This window comes from Acinetobacter nosocomialis NIPH 2119 (assembly GCF_000368085.1).
GTDB lineage: Bacteria > Pseudomonadota > Gammaproteobacteria > Pseudomonadales > Moraxellaceae > Acinetobacter > Acinetobacter nosocomialis.
In genome coordinates this window covers 1577671-1599078 of record NZ_KB849239.1, presented here as the reverse complement: position 1 = coordinate 1599078, position 21408 = coordinate 1577671, and the positions used below count along the sequence as shown (strand labels likewise).

Sequence of the window (21408 nt, the reverse complement as noted above, 5' to 3'; positions counted from 1 at the left end):
CATGGAAGACGTTTTAATTTGCGATTTTATTCGTACCCCAATTGGACGATATGCAGGTGCCTTAAGTGCAGTACGTGCAGATGATTTAGCTGCATTGCCCATCAAATATTTAAAAGACAAACACCCGAACTTGCCGTGGAATACGGTAGACGAAGTGTTTTTAGGATGTGCTAACCAAGCAGGTGAAGACAACCGTAACGTTGCTCGTATGGCAACACTCTTGGCAGGCTTACCTGACACAGTACCAGCGATGACGGTCAATCGCCTATGTGCTTCTGGTTTAGATGCAGTAGGACTTGCGGCACGCTCAATTAAAGCAGGTGAAGCGCAGTTTGTGTTGGCAGGTGGTGTTGAGTCAATGAGCCGTGCGCCATTTGTACAAGCTAAACCAACAGAAGCGTTTAGCCGTACACCTGAAATTTATGACACCACTATTGGCTGGCGCTTTGTAAATAAGCAACTTAAAGCACAATACGGCACCGACAGCATGCCGGAAACTGCCGAAAATGTAGCTGAAAAATATCAAATTAGTCGTGAAGACCAAGATGCGTTTGCATTGCGTAGTCAACAAAAAACGGCTGCTGCACAACAAAACGGTTTCTTTAACGATGAGATTTTGCCTGTCGAGATTGTAGACCGTAAGAAAAACGTGGTTGTGGTGAACCGCGATGAACATCCGCGTGAAACGACACTTGAAGCACTCGCAAAACTAAAAGCCCCATTTAAAAAAGAAGGCGGTTCGGTGACTGCCGGAAATGCCTCTGGTGTAAATGATGGTGCTGCGTGTGTGTTAATTACCAACCGTGAATTTGCAAATACACATGGTTTAAAACCTTTAGCACGCGTGATAGGCATTGCAAGTGCAGGGGTTGAACCCAAATATATGGGTATAGGTCCTGTTCCGGCTGTGCAGAAAATTTTAAAGCAAACAGGTTTAACGCTAGATCAGATGGATGTGATTGAGCTGAATGAAGCATTCGCGGCCCAATCTTTGGCTTGTATGCGTGAACTCGGTCTAAAAGATGACGATGAACGCGTGAACCCAAATGGCGGTGCGATTGCACTCGGACATCCGCTCGGTATGAGTGGTACACGTTTAGTGATTACCGCAACACGTGAGCTAAAAAAACGCGGTGGACGCTATGCACTTTGCACGATGTGTGTAGGTGTTGGACAAGGCGTCGCACTGATTTTAGAAAACTTAAATTAATTCAGACGGTTTTTAAAAATACATAATGAGGAGATAGGCGATGGACAGCCTCACAACGGATAATGTTGAGCAATTAACACTTGCAGAGCTTAGAGAGCTGCAAACGAAACGGTTAAAACAAACCCTGACTTTTGTATATGAAAATAGTCCGGTCTATAAGAAAAAGTTCGATGAGGCAGGTGTACATCCTGATGACTTCGTCACTTTAGACGATCTGGCGAAGTTTCCATTTACCACCAAACAGGATTTAAGAGACAACTATCCGTTTGGAATGTTTGCCGTACCGCAAGAACAGATTGTACGTTTACATGCATCATCGGGTACAACGGGTAAACCGACCGTGGTGGGTTATACCCAAAAAGATATTAACACTTGGTCTGACATTGTTGCGCGTTGCTTACACATGGCAGGATTAACCGCGAAAGATATGGTTCAGGTGGCTTATGGCTATGGACTATTTACAGGTGGTTTAGGCGCACATTATGGTGCCGAGCGCTTAGGTGCGACTGTTATTCCTATGTCTGGCGGGCAAACTGAAAAGCAAGTACAGCTTATTCAAGACTTTAAACCGACTGCAATTATGGTTACGCCATCGTATTGCGTGAGTATTATTGAAAAGCTCGAACAACAATTTGGTACGGCACGTAATACGTCTTTAAAAGTCGGTATTTTTGGTGCCGAGCCGTGGACCAACGAACTGCGCCGTGAAATTGAAGAGCGCCTCAATATTAAAGCACTCGATATTTATGGCTTGTCTGAGGTAATGGGGCCGGGTGTTGCCATGCAGTGCTTAGGTGAGGGCGAGGGATTAACCATTTGGGAAGATCATTTCTACCCAGAAATTATTAACCCTGAAACGGGTGAAGTCTGTAAAGATGGTGAACTTGGCGAGCTAGTCTTTACGACTATTACCAAAGAAGGCTTACCGATTATTCGTTACCGTACCCGCGATTTGACCCGCTTACTACCGGGTGAAAATCTGGCAATGCGCAAAATGGATAAAATTGTGGGCCGTAGCGACGACATGCTGATTATTCGCGGCGTAAACGTTTTCCCGACTCAAATTGAAGAGCAAATTTTGCAAGTTCCGCATTTAGTTCCAAATTATGAAATTTTGGTGACTAAAAAAGGCCATATGGATACTTTGCATATTCGTACAGAGATGTGTCATAACTGTACTATACAGGCCAATCAACTTGCTCAGGAGTTGATGAAACGTATTAAAACCATGATTGGGATTAGCGTTACTGTAGAAGTTGTGACAGAAGCGACCTTACCTCGTTCGGAAGGTAAGGCAAAGCGGGTAATCGATATGCGTCAGATTGCTTAACATCAAGATCATTCAGGGTATAGAATCTATACCCTGAAACTAAACGCCAAGACATGAGTATGAGTGCAAAAATACAGCAAATAATTGATTCTGTTGTAAAGAATGAAACCTTAAGTGGAACTTCGCTTATTTCGACAATTTTTGGAGATTCAGTACTTCATCGGGGTGGAAACATTAGTCTTGCAAGCTTGATTCAGTTATTAGAGCTATTTGGTTTTAATGACCGCGCTGTAAGAACCTCTGTTTTTCGTTTAGTTAAAAATGATTGGTTATGTTCAGACAAAATCGGCAGAACCAGTTTTTATCGAATTACCGATTCGAGCCGTTCGACTTATTTGCAAGCCGAACAACGTATTTATAACGACCAGATGAAAGAGTGGGACCATTATTGGGATCTTATTCTGATGTCTAGTCTCGACACTGAAAATAAAGCGTTGTTAAAGAAAGAACTTGAATGGTTAGGATTTGCCAATATTTCGACAAACTTAATGGCGTATCCGGGTTGTAACCGTATTGAATTGCAACGCTTGTTGGTTGACTTAAATATGAGTGAGCAAGTGGTGGTGTTTAAAGCCGAAACCCTGCAGCTCTTTAATAACTCGGTCGATACCATTGGTCGTATGCTCAGAACCAACTGGCCAATCGATGAATTACGCCAAAGATACCTACAGTTTCTCGATATTTTTAGAGAAATTGGCGTGTTGCTGATGCAGGAAAACGAACAACTCGAACCTGTTCAGGCCTTTCAAATTCGAACTTTGCTGATTCATTATTATCGACGGATTTTATTGAAAGACCCAGCACTACCGCTTGAGCTGTTGCCAACTGACTGGCCTGCGATTAGTGCACGAACGTTATCAATGAATATTTATAAAAAAGTATTTGAACCTGCGGATGAATACTTCTTGTCTGTTGCCGCAACAGCAGAAGGGCCAATGCCAAATGCCACAGCACACTATTGGCGCCGTTTCGGAGGTTTGGTGGCGACAAATGAGAGGTTAAATCATGCCTTGTTATAGTATTGACGGTGTTATTCCCGTCGTTAGTCCAGAGGCTTTTGTACACCCAACCGCTGTTTTAATTGGTGATGTGATTATTGAAGCGGGCGTATATGTAGGGCCATTTGCTTCATTGCGTGCCGATTTTGGCCGTATTCATATTAAGCAAAATGCCAATATACAAGATAGCTGCACCGTACATGGCTTTCCGCAAAGCGTGACTTTAGTTGAGGAAATGGGCCACATTGGGCATGGTACAACTTTACATGGTTGCCGCATTGGAAAAAATGTTTTGGTCGGCATGAACAGCGTAATTTTGGACTATGCTGAAATTGGTGAAAACACCATTATTGGCGCAAATAGCTTGGTCAAAACCAAAGATATAATTCCGGCAAATGTATTGGCAATGGGTAGTCCTGCCAAGGTTGCGCGTGATTTGTCAGAACAAGAAAAAAAGTGGAAAACCAGAGGCACGCAAGAATACATTGAACTTGCACAGCGATGCTTAAATACAATGCAAGAAGTTCAGCCTTTAAGTTCAGAGTCAGATGACCGTTTGACCTATAAGGACTTTAGTTCTTCAAACTATCAGATTAAACAAGATAGCGTTTAACGGCTTATAAAGTCGATTTCAATACATATGAGTTCATAACATTTAAGGAATACTCGCACGAGTAGGGAGGCGTTTGTGCAAAAAATGGAAACTACCGCAGTTGATCAATTCGCAGAGCTATTGGGTGTACAAGTGCTGCATCGCAGTTTTGATGAGGCGCGTTGTCAGCTTAATGTAAAAGACGAACACATGAATGCCTTGGGCGGTGTGCATGGTGGCGTCATATTTTCTTTAGCCGATATCGCTTTTGCGATGGCTTGTAACGCAGGGGATGCGCCATATACAGGGCTACAGGCGGATATTCGTTATATGAGCGGTGCGAAAGATAAGGTGTTATTTGCAACAGCTACCAAGGTCGGAAGTAGTAAAAAATTTGCGCATTATGAAGTGGTGATAACAGACGGTTTAAATAATAGAGTCGCTTTGTTTACATCTACGTGTTACAGACTTGCGCCGTGAATGGCTTGCATACAGTTAGTAAACAAACTAGAGTGTAGAAAAACTACTTCTTTATTTTTTCATGTTATCTCGTCGAAAACTTCCATCCTTAAATGCTTTACGTGCTTTTGAAACAGCGGGCAGGAAGTTAAGTTTTCGCGCTGCTGCTGAAGAATTAGGTGTTACGCAAGGTGCAATTGCCCAACAAGTTCGTGCATTAGAAGATCATTTAAACGTAACTTTATTTCAACGGCTTCCACGAGGACTGTCTTTGACTCCTGAAGGAGCAAAGTATCTGGTCAATATTACTCGTGCTTTTGACATTCTTACTGATTCGACAGAATTACTATTAGATCAGCCAGATAGCGTTACTATAAGTGTTACACCAACTGTTGCTGCCAAACTTTTAATTCCTCGGTTAGGCGATTTACATACTCTATTACCTGACATTAACCTACATACATTAGCTACTGAAGCAGTATCTGACTTTGATCGGGATCAGGTTGATATTGCTATCAGGCTTACCACAAAATCATTTCCAGAGAATTTGGAAACACAATTATTGTTTCGTCAGGAACTCGTAGCTGTCGCAAGTCCTTATTTTGTCAAAGATTTAACGTTGCCATTAAAACGTGAACAGTTATTATCAATGCCACTTCTGCACGATGCACACGATCAATGGCCAAAATTTCTAAATACATTCACCAAGTTGTCAGGGCCTATATTTAATCAAACCACTCTGGCGTTGGACGCTGCTGTGTCAGGGCAAGGAATAGCTTTAGCATGTCGAGCATTTGTAGAAGCAGATATTAAGTCAGGAAAACTAGTACAAGTTATTTCCGAAACTAAAATTGTTGAGCCAAGTTATTTTCTTGTCAGAAAAAAAGTTCCACATCCGAATGACAAAGTAGATCAAATTTGGAAATGGTGTATTGAATATTTAGGTACAGAGCAAGATTAAAAAGAGAGTTTTATTGCTGTGATGAGTTTAACTCTAATCTTGAAGGGATAATGGTTTAGCAATTTATCCCTTCAAATTTTTATTAAGATTCATTATACAGAGCGAGTTAAGCCACCATCTACTCGGATATTCTGCCCTGTAATATAAGCAGCACTATAAGATGCAAGGAAAGCAACTGTATCTGCTATCTCTTCTTTTGAACCATATCGCTTCATTGGAACATTGTTAGTGCGTTCATCTATTTCTGGCTGAGTATCAATCCATCCAGGTAAGACATTATTGATACGGATATTATCAATCGCATAGGTATCTGCACAAATTTTGGTAAATGCTGCCAATCCAGAACGAGCAACTGCCGAAGTTGGAAATAGTGAGCTAGGCTCAAATGTCCATGCACTAGAAATATTAATAATTACACCTTGCTTTTGTTTTTGCATTACAGGAATAACTAAACGTATAGGTCGTACAGCATTAAGAAAGTAAGTGTCTATACCATCATGCCAATCTTGGTCTGTTAATTCTAAAATTTCCTTGCGGGGACCATGTCCTGCACTGTTAACCAAAACATCTATTCGTCCCCAACGAGAAAGAGTTTCATCAATAAGGCGTTGGACATCGTCTATTGATTGATTTGATCCAGTAATACCTAGACCATTCAGTTGGTTTGCGAGAGCTTCACCTTTTCCTGATGAAGAAAGAATCGCAACATTAAATCCATCTGCTGCTAATTTTTTTGCAATCGCTGCGCCCATACCACTTCCCGCAGCCGTAATAATAGCAACTTTCTCAGACATAATTTTTTACCTCTTAATTTCATTAAAAATATGAAACATTTAACAAATTTAAAGATGATGTTAAAATTTAAGAGGGTGTTGAGCAAACGATATATATTCGTTAAACCCAGTAGAAAATCTACTGTCTTACTTAATATTCAAATTATAGTTTTTAGAAAAAAGTATCCTAAAATAATTGAAACCGATGATTTATTAGACATTTCAAATTTTTATTAAGTTTCTAATGGAAAGCTTGAACTCGGTTATATAGGTCTTCACACAAAGCTGCATCTGTGTACTGATAATATTTTTTCTGAATGTGTAGTTACCCAAGCTTTAGTAAGAATTTACGCATTATGAGATGGTGATAACAGACGGTTTAAATAATAGAGTCGCTTTATTTACATCTACGTGTTATAGGCTTGCGCCGTGATGTGTGGTTAGTTTTAAGCAGAGTGGTTGGGCTTATTTACGCACATTTTCACTTATTAGTTCCGTTTTGATAAAATCAATTCCTGACTTTCATTGTAAAAAGTTAAGGTATAGCTTTTTAAAGTTTTCCCATTCGAACTGATAAAAAATTTGCCTGAGACTGGAACTTTCCATTCAGAGTCGACATTGCTTGCCAAGCCAATCCATGCGTATCCATTAAAAGTAAATACTCGTTCCTTTTCTATATGGAAGTCTTCAAAATAAATGGCATCACACCAAAATTTGTCGGTGTTATCAAAGTCTTTTTTAGAGAATTTCCAACAACTTAAAATTGAAAAGTTACTTTCAAACCATTCATCCTTGTAGTTGAGGTGAATATAGTTATGAATGGCCTCGGCCGTAAGTTTTTCTAATTGTAGAACCCTTCGCTGAATGCGTCTTTTACTCGAATAAATAAACTTTGTGTGTTTTTCTCCTTGGTATTCATTTCTTTCCATAGTTTTAGATATGTTCTATTGGCTTGAATAAAGTTAGTATATTAAACCTGATATAAAACATCTGAGTACATTTATATTGAAAAGTTTTTATCAGATAGAATTTTTTATACTTCAGATAACGTCCATTGTGTTAAATAGTAGAATTTATGATTCTAAATGAATGTGTAAAAAATAAAATTTTCCCTTATTTTCCCAAAAAAAATGATAATTTGGGCCACCTTCATCAGGACTATTAGGGACAATTTTAGAACAACCTAAGATTTCATAACTATTTGTAGTATTTTCAAAATTTAAAGTACATAAGTATTCTTTCAGGACTTTGGCACTTAAGCTCGCAGGAGATTCATTTAAAATTATATCTAATTGATTTATTAGACCATTAGCCTGTATTGCTAATTCTTCGATAGATATTTCTTTAAACTCTGTATTAACAATCCATTCTCTAAATGAATAGTCTGCTCTTGTTTCTTTATTAAGAATACATGCAAGTAACTCATTAATATTGTCTTCATAATAAAACAAATCCAAGCAAAAAAATTGAATATAGCTTGCTTGTTCAGTATGAATATACAAATGTAAAAAATCATCTCCATAGTAAATAGGATTTTTTACTTCTGTTATCTTACTTATTTGGAAGTCTAATTTTTTCATATTGAATAATTTAGATTATTTAAAATCAACATAATACACCTTATACGTACTCTTTCTAGCTCAAATAAAACCTCCCATCAGCAGGTTATTTTCATTGCTCAACTTAACAATAACCCACCCATTATTTAGCCTTACTTTTCTAATGATTTAATTTAAAACAAATGGCATGTTGCGTGCTTGACTGCAAAAGGGTTGGGCACTATTCTTTGCCTGCTGGCCACATTGCCAGCCGGTCGTCGCGGACCGATTACAACAGCATCAGAATTATTCCTTTCTGAGGGATAATTTTGTGTGAGCATCTCCTCGTCTCCTCCCGTAGCGGTAGGACGGGAGAGGGACACCTTCGGGTGTGCTGGTTGTTGTACCAGTCCGCGAACCCTTTCTCGTTCTGCCACCATAATTTCTATTCATGTCGGCAGAACTCCCAATAAAAAGGAGTTGGCTTTGCACATCCATTATTTCTTGGCTCTCAATGCCAAAAGCTATAACGACACAGCTTAAAAATTAAAACAGCTTGATAACCAAAAGGTTTTCAGGCTTAAAGTCATTTTTACTTAAAACTTAGCAATAACAAACTTGAGATGTGCCAAGCACAGTCTTTACGGCTTTGCTGTGCCTTTTTTTCTCCCAAAAAAGTATCTCATTTACAAACAACAAGAATTTATAACGGTAAAACTATGCCAAATTTAGTTCTCTCAACACGTGCTTTAGAAGTAGTAAAAAAAGGGATTAATCTGTTTCATCACGGTGGCTTTCACATGGTAGGCGTCGACAAAATTGTGAAAGAAACCGAAGTGAATAAAATGACGTTTTATAACTACTTTCACTCTAAGGAACGCTTTATTGAAATTTGCCTGATCGTACAAAAAGAACGGCTCCAAGACCAAGTGCTTGCAATGGTTGAGTACGACTTAAGTACTGCCGCCATAGATAAACTCAAAAAGCTTTATGACTTACATACCGATTTAGAAGGGCCGTATTACTTATTGTTTAAAGCCATTTTTGAAACTAAAAATAATTATCCCAACGCCTATCAAACCGCGGTGAGGTACAGAACATGGCTGACCAATGAAATTTATAGCCAGCTTAGAGTGTTAAACGCGGATGCTTCATTTAATGATGCCAAGCTATTTGTATATATGGTGGAAGGCACAATTATTCAGCTTTTAAGTTCAGATGGGACAATCGAGCGGGAAAAGATGTTGGAGCGTTTTCTTCTCGCCACTATCCATTCTCATTAGCTAAAGAGGCTGCTTTAATATCGCTTAAATTAACCTCTAACCAATCGGCAAGTGCAGCAACACGTTTAGCGACTTCTTCACCTAATAAGGTTAAATCATATTCGACATGGGGAGGGACGACTGGATAAGAAGTTCTACGTATAAAACCATCTTTTTCTAAATGCTGGAGGGTCTGAGTCAGCATTTTTTCGCTCACCCCGTTTGCTTTACGGCGTAACTCACTATAACGATGGGTGCCATCACGTAAAGCAATCAGGCATATCACTCCCCAGAGGCTTGTAACATGAGCAAATGCTTCTCGGGACTGACAATTATTTTCTCCAGTAAAAAGATCGCCTCTTCGGACTCTTTCGGTCAAGGTGGGGACTTTTACATTTTTCGTACCCATGCTTTATTTATCTCCATTTAAATGTGAATAAGCTTAATACTAACCTTGAGGTACGTACCTTATATGGCTCAGGAATAAATATTATATTAAGGCTCATCTCTATATTGGATCCAGAAATTTTAGGATTTTATTTACTCAACTAATTTTGAATATGGGTTCCATCAATGTAAGTAATACCCTTTTTATAGGATCAAACTTTTTTATAGATGCAGCTATACAATTTACACAGGATGAAGAATGAATAATTTGAATTTTAAAACGCTAAAGAAGTACTGGCTGAGATTCGTGGGTATTGCTGTAATCGCAGGCGCTTTAGTATTGGCATTTGCTTGGACCGCTGGTCTATTTGGACACCGAACAACATCCAAAACTTTTTTGGGTGACACATTAAAAAACTTTGATCCCGGATACCGACGTGCACACGGTAAAGGGATTTGCTTTGATGGGACTTACCATAGTAATGGTGCGGCAGCAGCACTCTCGAAAGCCACTGTATTTGCCAAGTCGGATATACCGGCGATTGGCCGATTTTCTATTGGTAGCGGTAACCCGCATGCGGCAGATAATTCTACCGCAACAGTGAGTATGGCTTTATTACTTTCCGCAGCCGATCATTCACAGTGGCGCATGAAATTAAACAACTTTCCCTATTTCCCTACGCGAAATGCTGAAGGTTTTTTGGCGCAGCAAAAAGCATTTAAACCCGTTCCATCTACTGGCAAACCTGATCCAGCCCTTGTTGAGGCATTTTTAAAAGAATATCCCGAAGCGCGTAAGTCTATTGAGGAAAAGGCCAAGATGCCATTAACCGGTAGTTTTAGCGGTGCAGAATTTTATGTCGTAAATGCCTTTATATTACGAGCGGCTAATGGACAAGAACAACCAGTCCGTTGGTCTATGCGTCCTCATTCAAAATTTATTAGTCTGACCAAAGAACAACGTGATCAAGCTGGCCCTGATTTCTTATTTAAAGACATCAAAAAACGTTTGGCTGAAGGGCCGCTTTATTGGGACTTAGTTTTGCAACTTGCCGAACCAGGAGACCCAGTGAATGACCCATCTCAGCCTTGGCCAAAAGAACGTAAAGAAGTTATAGCCGGAACATTGGAAGTCAAAAATGTAACTGATCAGGTAAATGGCGCATGTCGTGATATTAACTTTGACCCGACTTTGGTGCCACCCGGAATTGAGTTATCAGATGATCCAGTACTCGCAGCACGAGCGGCGATCTATTCACAGTCTTACAATGCTCGATTACGTGAAATTGGATTTGGCAAAGCAACAGATGCCGTGGGCAAATAGGAGAGCTGAACAATGCAAAATAAATCTAACGATAATGCTCCACGTCATTTTAATTTGACTGCTCGAATACTGCATTGGTTTATGGCGGCAGCAATTTTGGCCATGCTATTTATTGGGGTAGGAATGACCACCTCAATTACTTGGCGTCCATGGTTAATTGATATTCACCGTCCTTTAGGAATCGCAATCTTACTATTGGTCATCATAAGATTAATAAACCGACTCTGTTACCCAATTCCACCTTTGCCGCCGACTGTACCGCGCTGGCAGGCATTTCTTGCCCATGCATCACATTGGCTACTTTATATTTTGATGTTTAGTTTGCCATTGCTCGGATGGGCAACACTATCGGCAGGTAATTGGCCTGTCACTTTATTTCCGGGTTGGGACCTTCCGCCTATAGCACCAACCAGCTCTACGCTTTACGCTTGGTTCCGTACATTACATGGAATTTTGGCTTGGCTATTATTTGCTGTCGTTATTGGTCATTTATCTGCTGCGTTATTACATGCATGGATTTATCGCGATGGCGTATTTTCGAGTATGGCTTTGGGACCTTCTTCTAAAAAAGAGGACGCTGACTAGTTTGCTTGAAAGTTTTCGATTGAACGATGAATTAATGGTGAAGCTTTTATAAAGTTTATTTAAAACATATAAATAAGCTCGCTGATATAACGACTTAAAATAGAATTGATTTCTCAAGTTGAGAAATCAATTCAGCTATTTAGATACCTTCAACAAAACTCACCATGACATCACAGCAGCCTTGGCGTTTACTTTTGGCAAGCTGACAGATCGTGAAGAGAGGGCTGGGAAGATGATAGAGGGCTTAAGGGTTGATCTTGCCACGTCGTGCATCCACAACATAATTACCATCTACACAATTGATTGATATCAAATTGCCAGTGTCATCAACATAGTCGGCATTTAAAACCGAACTACATGGATGTTGTTGCAATCTCAGCGCACTAGCCACAGCCTCTAATATTTCGGGTTGAGTGGCAGCACGCTCGGTTGGCATCTTTGGCATTTCAGCTAATCGATTAGCATTAAAATAAACATTTTGCGTAAAACCGAGTAGTTGGCCAAGTAAGGGTAGAGGCAATTCTTGTTGGGTCTGTGCATTAACATTGCTAATCAGCATTGCTGAAACAAACCCAAATAGGCAAATGCGCGATTTCATTTACCTTTAACCTCACCTGTTAGAGGCAATACTTGATAGCTTTCTCCGCCAGCACACTTCACTGATATTTTTGAACCATTGGCATCTAGCGCGCGCGCGTCCACCACGCTACTACACTTTTTACCACGAACACGAACACCCGCAGCCACACCATTATAAAGTTCAGCTTTCGTCAACGGATGCCCTTTAGGAAATTGAGGCATATCCTCTGCTTTTTTTATACCTACAAATGCATTATATACAAAAGCTCTCAAGCCCAAGTGAGTGGCATCCATAGGAGCTTCCTCGGCGTGAGCAGTAGACACCAATAACAAACCTGTAAGTAATGCGATAACGTTATATTTCATATAAGTAATTTTTGTAAAGTTAGTCTAGCTAATACTCACATAAACGCATTTTAGAGTCAAGAAAGTTGACCATCACCTTATTATTTTTCTTCTAATAAAATAGTAACTTAAGAGTAATTTTAAGTGCGTACATAGTGAGGGGATAGGGTTAAAAAGTTAATTGGACAGTAAGGCTTTTTAAGGCTTGGTTCCTTATGTTCAAACCTCTTTTATTTTAAGCTTGTTTGTTCAGTTCAGGGGGTAAATGCTGCGCCAAATAATCAATTGCAAGACGCGTTTTAAGTGGCATAAACGGCAGTGCAGGCCATACCAAATGAATCGGAAAAGCAATGCTCGACATGGTTTCTAACACTTGTATGAGCTTACCGCCGTGTAATTCATTTTGAATAAGCCAATCGGGTAGCCAAGCGACACCAGCTCCAGCAAGCGCTGCATTTTTAATGGCTTGTAAGTCATTTAAAAGGAGTTTTGCTTTGGGCTTAATAAATAAAGGCGCGTCATTTTCCTTTTGAAGTCGCCATTTTTGCATTTGACCAAAATGCGGATCGGCAATCGTGGCGTGATGCTCTAAGTCCTCAATATGTTCTAGGGGACCTGCTTTATTTAAATAGTCAGGTGAGGCACAAAGTAGCATTCGATGCTGACCAATCGGTTTGGCAACGAGCTGAGTGGTATCAGGCAGTGCCCCGATTCTTATACACAAATCAAAACCTTCTTCGATCAAGTCTACAGTTCGATCATTAAATGAAATTTCTAGCTGTAAGTCCGCATGCTGCTGAGCAAATTTAACCATGAGCGGGGCAGCAAAGAGTTGTCCAAAAAGTACAGGCACAGACATTCTTAATCGGCCTGTTGCGTTAATTTTCCCTTGGTCTAATAACGCCGCCGCATTTTGTATTTCGTTCACTGCTCGGCGGCTATGTTCATAAAACAAAGCACCTTCGTCAGTCATGCTGAGTGAACGTGTTGTTCTTTTAAATAGAGCCACACCAAGCTGTTCTTCAAGCCGAGCAATATTTTTACTTATGGCTGAGCGAGTTAAATGCAATTGCTCGGCAGCCTTTACAAAACTTCCAGCTTCAACCACAGTCACAAATATAGATATTGCACTTAGTTCATGTTGCATGATTGTTGCCTAAAAGGAACCAATGACAAGAAATAATATCACCACTGTTGAATTTATTGTGGGGTTACTATGGCTTCATCAAAAATATGGAGACAGTCATGGCTAAAATATTGGTATTAAAATCCAGCATTATGGGTGAGGGTTCACAAACCAATCGCTTAATTGATGTAATGCTTGAACACCGTAAAGATCAAGGTTTGCAAGATGACATCACCATACGCAATTTAGCTGAAATGAATCTGCCTGTATTAGATCTGGAAATTTTTCAGGCGCTGCGTGGTGCGGAAAATAACAATCAAGACATTCAGCAAATCGTTGCTTTATCTGATGAATTAATTGCTGAGTTAAAAAGTGCTGATTTATTGGTGGTAGGCGCACCAATGTACAACTTAAATGTGCCGACTCAACTCAAAAACTGGTTTGATTTAGTGGCACGAGCAAGACAAACATTCCGCTACACCGAAACTTACCCTCAAGGTTTAGTTGAAGGAGTAAAAGCGGTGGTGGTAAGTAGTCGGGGTGGTATTCATGTTGGCCAAGAAACTGAGGCAGTCACGCCTTATCTCAAAGCAGTGTTAGGGCTAATGGGCATTCATGACGTCGATTTTATTTATGCAGAAGGCTTAGACATGCAAGCTTATCGCAGCAAGGCATTAGATCTGGCAAGCCAGCAAGTTAAAGAATTCGCTATTTAAAATTATGGGTTGAAACTCTTGTATCTCTAATTGATAACAAGAGTTTCTAAGTCTATTTAAATCACATTTCTAAGTTCATTTGCCGTGTTGCGTAGCAATGGCAAAATTTGCTGAACCAAATAATCTTCTTGTACACGGTTAGTTTGAGACATGCAGTTAAGCGCAGCAATAGCTTGACCTTGGGCGTTAAATACGGGCACTGCAATCGCAATCACACCAAGCTCATGTTCTTCTTTGGAAAGACAATAATCCGATAACGAAATACCCTTAAGCACTTCAAAAAATTTTGATTCATCTACTATAGTAAATGGTGTTAAGCGCTTTAAACCGTAAGTTTTTACCCATGCATGTTGAGTTTCTTCGGGTAGTGCTGCCAGCAATACTTTACCTGTGGAAGTGGCATGGGCAGGGAGTCGGTTTCCTAAATGCATACCATAAGGGCTGACACGTAAATTATCTTGCTGTGGTAAATAACTACGGGCAATCGGCACCACTTCGTTATCGTCTAACACCACAATTGAAAAAGTAAGAGATGTCTGTGCACACAAAAGGTTTAAAAATGATTGAGTAACTTTAGGCAGGTGGGCAGAGCTTAGATAAGAACTCGAAAAGCGCAGCACACGATGAGTGAGCCAAAAGTAATGTTCATCGGTTTCTAAATAGCCTAAGTATTTTAAAGTTTTTAGGTAACGCCTTGCCGCTGTACGACTAATACCGGTTCGCTCGGCCACTTGAGTGACATTGAGTCGTTGCCGATCTGTTCCAAAAGCTTCCAGTAAAGCCAAGCCTTTTGCTAACCCTGCAATGTAGTCATCTTGACGTATTTTCTCATGCGAGTTTGGGTGCTCTAGAAAAGCATCGAGAGAAGGCATCCTTTCATTCCTGTTATTTTGATTGTTTCTGTCCGCTATTCGGACAAACTAAATGATAAACGGTTATTTTCGTCTTGGATACATAGTGAACAAAAGTTAAAGCCAGTAATTTAAAAGTCAGGATGAAACAAGGATGAAGTTATGGATATTTTAAAGACACAGGTTGCAATTATTGGTTCTGGGCCAGCAGGGTTATTGCTTGGGCAACTTCTATATAAAGCTGGCATCGATCATATTATTGTTGAGCAACGTAGTGCTGAATATGTGGCTTCACGGATTCGTGCAGGAATTTTAGAGCAAGTTTCGGTCGACTTACTGAAACAAGCAGGCGTTGATCAAAACTTAAAAGAAAAAGGATTACCGCATTCGGGTATTGAAATCTTAACCAATGGTGAAAAGCATCGGGTTGATTTGGCAGCACTCACGGGTGGTAAACAAGTGACTGTATATGGACAGACCGAAGTCACCAAAGATTTAATGTCTACGCGTGAAGCAGCACAGCTCACTTCATTTTATGAAGCTCAAAATGTACAGGTAAAAGATTTCTACACGGCACCAAAAGTTGAGTTTGAGTACCAAGGTAAAGCTTTTCAAATTCAGTGTGACTTTATAGCAGGGTGTGATGGCTACCACGGCGTCTGCCGTGCCAGTGTGCCAGAAGACAAAATTAAGACCTTTGAAAAAGTTTATCCGTTTGGCTGGTTAGGGGTGTTGGCGGACGTTCCACCTGTAGCCGATGAACTCATTTACGTACAGTCTGAACGTGGATTTGCTTTATGTAGTATGCGTTCAGAAACGCGTAGCCGTTATTATTTACAAGTCCCTTTAACAGATCACGTCGAAGACTGGTCGGATGAAAAGTTCTGGGATGAGTTAAAAAACCGCCTAGACCCTGAAAGCCGTGAAAAGTTAGTCACAGGACCTTCTATTGAAAAAAGTATTGCGCCGTTACGTAGCTTTGTGACCGAGCCAATGCGTTTCGGAAAACTATTTTTAGCAGGTGATGCTGCGCATATTGTTCCACCGACTGGAGCAAAAGGTTTAAATCTCGCTGCATCTGATATTGCTTATTTATCAAGCGCACTCATTGAATATTATGCCGAAGGTTCCGAACAAGGGATAAATGAATACTCTGAAAAATGCCTACAACGTGTATGGAAAGCAGAGCGTTTTTCTTGGTGGATGACTCATTTATTGCATCGTTTTGAAACTGAAAGTGAGTTTGATCATAAGATTAAACAAGCCGAGTTGAGCTATGTATTAGGTTCAATTGCGGGTAAAACCACATTGGCTGAAAACTATGTCGGTTTACCTTATGAAATTACGCAAATAGATCGTTTTAAGCACGCAAGTTAAAGGCTAAATAAAAAGTAAAAAGAGCATGAAAATGCTCTTTTTTTATATAAGAATTTAAGTAGGATGTAATAGATTAAGAGATTGTTTTGCTTAAAAGATCAGCATTAATAAAAGCTTTTGTCACATTTTTTCAGTATATTGCTATTAATTTCTTTATTTATAAATTCTAAGTTTGTATGGAACAGGACCAAGCACGCATACCTAAATATATTCCTATTCGCGATGCAATTGCCCATGATATTGAATCTGGCGTATTAGAAGCCCACGCAAAACTCCCATCAGAAAGAGTGCTTTCTGAACAGTTCCAAACCACTCGTGTGGCTGCACGTGAAGCTTTACTGGCTTTGGAAACTGATGGTTTGATTTATCGACTAGACCGCCGTGGTTGGTATGTTCGTTCTCCTCGTATTATTTATCATCCGCAATCGACAAAAAACTTTAACCAGTTTGTGATTGAACAAGGCTATGAACCATCTACAGAAGTAATTTCGAGTGAACTGACTCAGGCTACTTCTTGGGATGCCAAGCATTTAAAAGTTGAAAAAGGGCATCCGATTTATTCAGTTTGGCGACGTCGTTGTATTAATGGTCGCCCTGTTTTGGTTGAGCATTTACGGGTGAATGCCGAACTTTTCCCTGAGTTTTTAACTCATGATCTTAAGCAATCCATTACTTTACTCATGGCAAATCAATATGACTGCCATATCACCCGAGCTGACATTAACCTGTATCCAACTGCTTTATCTGAACAACAGGCTAAAGCACTGCATGTGAATGTTGGGGCACTGGGTTTATATATTTGCCGTAGCAACAGAAATGAAGAAGGCGTGATTACCGATGTTGACCAAGAATATTGGCTACATGATGTTTTAGATTTACATTTCGAAGCGCGAGCATAAAAATACAATCTGGTTTAAACCAGATTAATTAAACTGTCATATAAAGCTGTTGAAATACGATCATCAAATAATTGCATTCGATGGTTTGCAGATGAAACAGTACGTTCAACAGACAATTAAACTCGGTACTGCATCAGTTTTAGGTGTAGTGGTCGCTATTCAGATGGGATGTTCATCAGCAACATCAAAACAATCAGAAGAAATTACAGTCTATACGGCAGTGGAAGCCGACCAGCTGAAGCAATACCAAGAGGAATTACACAAAGCCTATCCTGAACTGAAAGTAAAATGGGTACGTGATTCAACAGGTGTGATTACCGCTAAACTTTTGGCAGAGCAGAAAAATCCTCAAGCGGATGTGGTTTTTGGTGTGGCTTTAACCAGTTTGCTGGTCATGGAAAAGAAAGACATGCTTGAGCCTTTTAAACCTGAAGGCATTCAAAACTTAAAACCGGAATTTGTCAGCCAAAAACCTGTACCGACTTGGACGGGTATGGATGCATGGGAGTCTGCAATTTGTGTCAATAAAGTTGAATTAGAAAAGCGTAAGTTACCAATTCCAAAAACTTGGAAAGATTTAACCAATCCAATTTATAAAAACCTGATTGTGATGCCAAATCCAGCCTCAAGTGGAACAGGCTATTTGGATGTCACAGCTTGGATGCAAATTTGGGGTGAAAAGCAGGCATGGGACTATATGCAGGCTTTAGATAAAAACATTTCACAATATCCTCATTCAGGTTCCAAACCTTGCAAAATGGCGGCACAGGGTGAAATCCCAATTGGTGTTTCTTTCGGTTATCCGGCATTTAAATTAAAAGCAGAAGGTGCACCTTTAGAAGTGGTTTATCCAACTGAAGGTTTAGGCTGGGAAATGGAAGCCTCAGCAATTGTGAAAGGAACTAAAAAATTAAGTAGCGCACAAAAATTTATAAATTGGTCGGTAAGCAAAGCAGCAAATGAAGCTTATGCACATAACTTTTCAATGGTGGCTTATAAAGGCATTGAAAATACCACCATGGACTTCCCAAAAAATCTTCCTCAAATGCTCGTAAAAAATGATTTTTATTGGGCGGCCGAGCAGCGTGAACGTATTTTGGCTGAATGGTCAAAGCGCTTTGAAAAGTGATCTTTTAGATAAGGGCCTCATTATGCAAATTCCTTCGTCATTGCAATCATCGCTGCTAGGTCAAAACCCAAAAGGCGAGTTAGCAGGGCATTTATTATCGTCATTAACGACATATAAATATCCTGAACATGGCCCGTCGGTTTTAGAAGTGGTGGATATACAAAAAAAGTTCCAACACTTTCAGGCCCTAACGCATATTAATTTAGACCTGAAAGCTGGCGAGTTCGTGAGCTTTTTGGGGCCTTCAGGGTGCGGTAAAACTACATTATTACGGATAATTGCGGGTCTAGAAAAACCTGATTATGGAAAAGTCATAAAAAAGGGCGCAGACATTACGTTGCTCAGTGCTGAAAAGCGTCACTGTGGTATTGTGTTTCAGAACTATGCGTTATTTCCAAACTTAAACGTCGAAGAAAATATTGCTTTCGGCTTAGATAAAAAAAAGTGGGATAAAGCACAGCGTAGTCAACGAGTTCAGCAGTTATTAGAGCTGATTGAATTACCAGATATTGCAAAAAAATATCCAAATCAATTGTCGGGCGGGCAGCAGCAACGTGTTGCGCTTGCTCGGGCAATTGCACCGAAGCCTGATATTTTACTGCTAGATGAACCGCTTTCTGCACTTGATGCTCAGGTACGTCTGAACCTAAGACAAAAGATTCGTTCGATTCAATCACAGCTTAATTTGCCAACTATTATGGTCACACACGACCAAGAAGAAGCATTAAGCATTTCTGACCGTGTGGTGGTGATGAATCATGGCGTCATTGAGCAAATTGATACGCCGCACAATATTTATTACAAGCCGCAAACCCAATTCGTTGCAAAGTTTATTGGCACCATGAACTTTTTGGCAGCCACTTGTTCGGTCGTTAATCAGCTCGAGGTTTTGGGTTTTATTCCTCTGAATTTGGAACAGCAAAAACTTAAAGCAGGGCAAAGCTACAACATTGGTTTTAGACCCGAAGCTGTCGAGTTGGTTGATGATTTTGGTAGTGATAAAGAGTCGTTGTATTTGCCAGTTAAAGTATTAAGCACAGAATTTTTAGGTGCCAAACGTCGTTTGTTTTGCACTATTCATATCGATGGAATTGAGCAAGCAAAACATTTTTTGCAAATTGAAATTGAAAATACCAAGTTCAAATCTTTGCAAGAACTCATGTTTATAAAAGTGCCTAATCAGCTCATTCATGTCTTTGACGAACAAGGGTACGCACTATGTTAAATGAAGCTGCTTCAGCGGTTTTAAAAACACAGCCGCGTCGAAAAACTGAATATTCATTAAGATCAAATATTGCTTTAGCAAGTGTTGCAATTGCTTTGACTTTAGTGATTATTGCTCCATTAATCATGCTGTTTGAAACTGCATTTTTTGATGAAAATCAAAATTTTGTTGGTCTTGAAAATTTTTATCATTATTTTGGTAGTCCAGCTTTACTTAGTTCCGTATTTAACTCAGTGTGGGTTGCTTGTGCTGCTACTGTCATTACAGTATTGATTGCCAGTATTTATGCTTTTGCACTCACCAATGTAAATATAAAGGGTAAAAACTTCTTTAAACTGGTGGCTTTTTTACCCATTTTAGCGCCATCACTTTTGCCTTCTTTAGCATTGGTTTATTTGTTTGGTAAGCAAGGCGTATTAAAGCCTTTACTGGGCGATATACAAATTTATGGCCCAATCGGTATTTTAATCAGTTACTGCTTTTGGCTATTTCCAGCAATTTTGATATTGATGATGGTGTCTTTTCGCAGTGTCGATCAGCGTTTAATTGAGGCATCTTTGTCGCTCGGCAAAAATATCTGGAAGACCCATTACCACGTCACGCTACCTGCAATTCGGTATGGACTCATCAGCGCAAGTCTAGTGGCTTTTATTTATGTATTAACCGATTTCGGAATTCCGAAAGTCATTGGCGGTTCATTTAACATGATGGCGCTTGATGTCTATAAACAGATTATTGGTCAGCAAAACATGAGTATGGGGGCGGTAATTTCCATCTTGTTATTGCTACCAGCAGTGTTTGTCTTTATTTTCGATCGAATACAAAGCAAACGCCATGCACGGTTTCAAGCCTTTCAGGCTAAACCTTATGTTTCAGCACCGAATAAAAAACTTGAAGTCGTTCTGAGCCTATTTTGTGGTTTGGTTTCAGGTGCAATTTTACTGATTATCTTTACAGCTGTGCTGGCGTCATTTATTCAGTCTTGGCCTTATGATTTGTCTTTGACCTTGGCACATTACAGTTTTGAATATGTCGATGGTGGTGGTTGGGCGGCGTATTTTAACTCGGTTCGTATGGCACTCTTTAGTACGGTTTTTGGAACAGCACTCATTTTTATGGTGGCGTTATTAACCGAACGTTTTAAAGCACATCCACTCATTAAGAACTATGTGCAAGCTTTGGTTTTATTACCTCTTGCTGTGCCGGGATTAGTTCTAGGTATTGCCTACATTTTGTTTTTTAACCAGCAAAGCAACCCGTTAAATGTGCTGTATGGAACCATGACCATTTTGGTGATTTCAACCATTGTGCATTATTACACTGTGCCACACCTCACTTTAACCAATGCCATTAAACAGATTCCGCTACAGCTCGATCAGGCGGCGGAAACTCTAGGAACATCGAAGTGGAAAACCTTTTGGAAAGTATATTTGCCTATGTGTTTTCCAGCGTTGTGCGATGTATCGGTCTATATTTTTGTGAATGCCATGACCACTGTGTCGGCCGCGATTTTCCTTTATTCACCAGACACCAGTTTAGCGGCGGTGGCGGTTTTAAATATGGATGATGCGGGAGACACGGTTGCTGCTGTTGCGATGAGCATTTTGATTTTAACCACCTCATGTGTTGTAAAACTCATTCATTGGTTATTTACCAGAAAAATTATGGCAAGAAGTCAGCAATGGCGTGAAAGTGCTCACTAAGTTTTAGCTAAACACAATTTTTATTTAACCGACTGAAAT

23 protein-coding genes and 2 pseudogenes are annotated in these 21408 nt (G+C 39.9%); 16 read left to right on the top strand and 9 right to left on the bottom strand.

The window, feature by feature from the left end:
• Position 1: 1 nt before the first annotated feature.
• The 6 genes from pcaF to F984_RS11475 all read left to right on the top strand — a co-directional run bounded on the left by pcaF (position 2) and on the right by F984_RS11475 (position 5550).
• A complete protein-coding gene (gene pcaF / locus F984_RS11500) occupies positions 2 to 1210 on the top strand; it encodes a 3-oxoadipyl-CoA thiolase (RefSeq protein ID WP_004709481.1) in 1209 nt (402 codons plus the stop codon).
• A 40-nt stretch (positions 1211 to 1250) separates the two neighbouring features.
• The gene (paaK, locus tag F984_RS11495) at positions 1251 to 2540 is read left to right on the top strand and encodes a phenylacetate--CoA ligase PaaK (RefSeq protein WP_004709480.1); all 1290 of its coding nucleotides are present in this window, start codon (positions 1251 to 1253) and stop codon (positions 2538 to 2540) included.
• A gap of 53 nt (positions 2541 to 2593) precedes the next feature.
• Positions 2594 to 3559 carry a phenylacetic acid degradation operon negative regulatory protein PaaX gene (gene paaX, locus F984_RS11490; RefSeq protein WP_000062822.1) on the top strand — a complete coding sequence of 322 codons (966 nt, stop codon included), beginning with the start codon at positions 2594 to 2596 and terminating at the stop codon, positions 3557 to 3559.
• Positions 3546 to 4151: a DapH/DapD/GlmU-related protein gene (locus tag F984_RS11485; protein WP_004709476.1), complete on the top strand. Its 606-nt coding sequence runs from the start codon at positions 3546 to 3548 to the stop codon at positions 4149 to 4151. Before paaX ends, F984_RS11485 begins: the two co-directional genes overlap by 14 nt.
• Positions 4152 to 4226: 75 nt before the next feature.
• The gene (locus F984_RS11480) at positions 4227 to 4610 is read left to right on the top strand and encodes a PaaI family thioesterase (RefSeq protein WP_004709473.1); all 384 of its coding nucleotides are present in this window, start codon (positions 4227 to 4229) and stop codon (positions 4608 to 4610) included.
• Positions 4611 to 4671: 61 nt separating this feature from the next.
• A complete protein-coding gene (locus F984_RS11475) occupies positions 4672 to 5550 on the top strand; it encodes a LysR substrate-binding domain-containing protein (RefSeq protein WP_004709471.1) in 879 nt (292 codons plus the stop codon).
• Positions 5551 to 5642: 92 nt separating this feature from the next.
• On the opposite strand, the gene F984_RS11470 is transcribed toward F984_RS11475, so the two are convergent.
• The gene (locus F984_RS11470) at positions 5643 to 6344 is read right to left on the bottom strand and encodes an SDR family oxidoreductase (RefSeq protein ID WP_004709470.1); all 702 of its coding nucleotides are present in this window, start codon (positions 6342 to 6344) and stop codon (positions 5643 to 5645) included.
• Between the two features lie 322 nt (positions 6345 to 6666).
• Here F984_RS11470 and F984_RS22790 point away from each other — a divergent pair.
• Positions 6667 to 6756 (top strand): annotated as a pseudogene (locus tag F984_RS22790) (PaaI family thioesterase); the annotation flags it as partial.
• Positions 6757 to 6811: 55 nt separating this feature from the next.
• Here F984_RS22790 and F984_RS11465 read toward each other — a convergent pair.
• Positions 6812 to 7252: a hypothetical protein gene (locus F984_RS11465; protein ID WP_004709468.1), complete on the bottom strand. Its 441-nt coding sequence runs from the start codon at positions 7250 to 7252 to the stop codon at positions 6812 to 6814.
• A 144-nt stretch (positions 7253 to 7396) separates the two neighbouring features.
• Positions 7397 to 7903 (bottom strand): hypothetical protein, encoded by a 507-nt coding sequence (locus F984_RS22890; RefSeq protein WP_004709466.1) that lies wholly within the window; start codon positions 7901 to 7903, stop codon positions 7397 to 7399.
• A 677-nt stretch (positions 7904 to 8580) separates the two neighbouring features.
• Here F984_RS22890 and F984_RS11460 point away from each other — a divergent pair.
• Complete coding sequence (locus F984_RS11460; RefSeq protein ID WP_004709465.1) at positions 8581 to 9144, top strand: TetR/AcrR family transcriptional regulator; 564 nt, start codon at positions 8581 to 8583, stop codon at positions 9142 to 9144.
• Here F984_RS11460 and F984_RS11455 read toward each other — a convergent pair.
• Positions 9128 to 9532 carry a winged helix-turn-helix transcriptional regulator gene (locus tag F984_RS11455; RefSeq protein WP_004709463.1) on the bottom strand — a complete coding sequence of 135 codons (405 nt, stop codon included), beginning with the start codon at positions 9530 to 9532 and terminating at the stop codon, positions 9128 to 9130. The two genes, F984_RS11460 and F984_RS11455, sit on opposite strands and share 17 nt — an antisense overlap.
• 237 nt (positions 9533 to 9769) lie before the next feature.
• On the opposite strand from F984_RS11455, the gene F984_RS11450 reads away from it, so the two are divergent.
• Positions 9770 to 10834 carry a catalase family peroxidase gene (locus F984_RS11450; protein WP_004709462.1) on the top strand — a complete coding sequence of 355 codons (1065 nt, stop codon included), beginning with the start codon at positions 9770 to 9772 and terminating at the stop codon, positions 10832 to 10834.
• A 12-nt stretch (positions 10835 to 10846) separates the two neighbouring features.
• Complete coding sequence (locus F984_RS11445) at positions 10847 to 11419, top strand: cytochrome b (protein ID WP_004709460.1); 573 nt, start codon at positions 10847 to 10849, stop codon at positions 11417 to 11419.
• A gap of 139 nt (positions 11420 to 11558) precedes the next feature.
• Here the strand turns inward: F984_RS11445 and F984_RS22435 are convergent.
• From F984_RS22435 to F984_RS11430, 4 genes and pseudogenes are all read right to left on the bottom strand, one after another.
• Positions 11559 to 11624: pseudogene (locus F984_RS22435) on the bottom strand (DUF1330 domain-containing protein); the annotation flags it as partial.
• 39 nt (positions 11625 to 11663) lie between these two features.
• Entirely contained in the window at positions 11664 to 12017 is a 354-nt protein-coding gene (locus F984_RS11440) for a hypothetical protein (RefSeq protein ID WP_004709458.1), read from the bottom strand.
• Positions 12014 to 12364 carry a hypothetical protein gene (locus F984_RS11435; RefSeq protein ID WP_004709456.1) on the bottom strand — a complete coding sequence of 117 codons (351 nt, stop codon included), beginning with the start codon at positions 12362 to 12364 and terminating at the stop codon, positions 12014 to 12016. Before F984_RS11435 ends, F984_RS11440 begins: the two co-directional genes overlap by 4 nt.
• Before the next feature lie 214 nt (positions 12365 to 12578).
• The gene (locus tag F984_RS11430; RefSeq protein ID WP_004709454.1) at positions 12579 to 13490 is read right to left on the bottom strand and encodes a LysR family transcriptional regulator; all 912 of its coding nucleotides are present in this window, start codon (positions 13488 to 13490) and stop codon (positions 12579 to 12581) included.
• Positions 13491 to 13588: 98 nt separating this feature from the next.
• On the opposite strand from F984_RS11430, the gene F984_RS11425 reads away from it, so the two are divergent.
• On the top strand, positions 13589 to 14185 hold the full coding sequence (locus F984_RS11425) for an NAD(P)H-dependent oxidoreductase (protein ID WP_004709452.1): 597 nt from the start codon (positions 13589 to 13591) through the stop codon (positions 14183 to 14185).
• A 56-nt stretch (positions 14186 to 14241) separates the two neighbouring features.
• On the opposite strand, the gene pobR is transcribed toward F984_RS11425, so the two are convergent.
• Positions 14242 to 15057, bottom strand: coding sequence for an IclR family transcriptional regulator PobR (pobR, locus tag F984_RS11420; protein WP_004709450.1), 816 nt, complete (start codon positions 15055 to 15057; stop codon positions 14242 to 14244).
• A 141-nt stretch (positions 15058 to 15198) separates the two neighbouring features.
• On the opposite strand from pobR, the gene pobA reads away from it, so the two are divergent.
• From pobA to F984_RS11395, 5 genes are all read left to right on the top strand, one after another.
• A complete protein-coding gene (gene pobA / locus F984_RS11415) occupies positions 15199 to 16413 on the top strand; it encodes a 4-hydroxybenzoate 3-monooxygenase (protein ID WP_004709449.1) in 1215 nt (404 codons plus the stop codon).
• A gap of 176 nt (positions 16414 to 16589) precedes the next feature.
• Complete coding sequence (locus tag F984_RS11410) at positions 16590 to 17312, top strand: UTRA domain-containing protein (protein WP_002048349.1); 723 nt, start codon at positions 16590 to 16592, stop codon at positions 17310 to 17312.
• A gap of 91 nt (positions 17313 to 17403) precedes the next feature.
• Positions 17404 to 18441 carry a putative 2-aminoethylphosphonate ABC transporter substrate-binding protein gene (locus F984_RS11405; protein WP_004709446.1) on the top strand — a complete coding sequence of 346 codons (1038 nt, stop codon included), beginning with the start codon at positions 17404 to 17406 and terminating at the stop codon, positions 18439 to 18441.
• Positions 18442 to 18463: 22 nt separating this feature from the next.
• A complete protein-coding gene (locus F984_RS11400) occupies positions 18464 to 19666 on the top strand; it encodes an ABC transporter ATP-binding protein (protein ID WP_004709443.1) in 1203 nt (400 codons plus the stop codon).
• On the top strand, positions 19660 to 21369 hold the full coding sequence (locus tag F984_RS11395; protein ID WP_004709442.1) for a putative 2-aminoethylphosphonate ABC transporter permease subunit: 1710 nt from the start codon (positions 19660 to 19662) through the stop codon (positions 21367 to 21369). Before F984_RS11400 ends, F984_RS11395 begins: the two co-directional genes overlap by 7 nt.
• Positions 21370 to 21408: the final 39 nt, after the last annotated feature.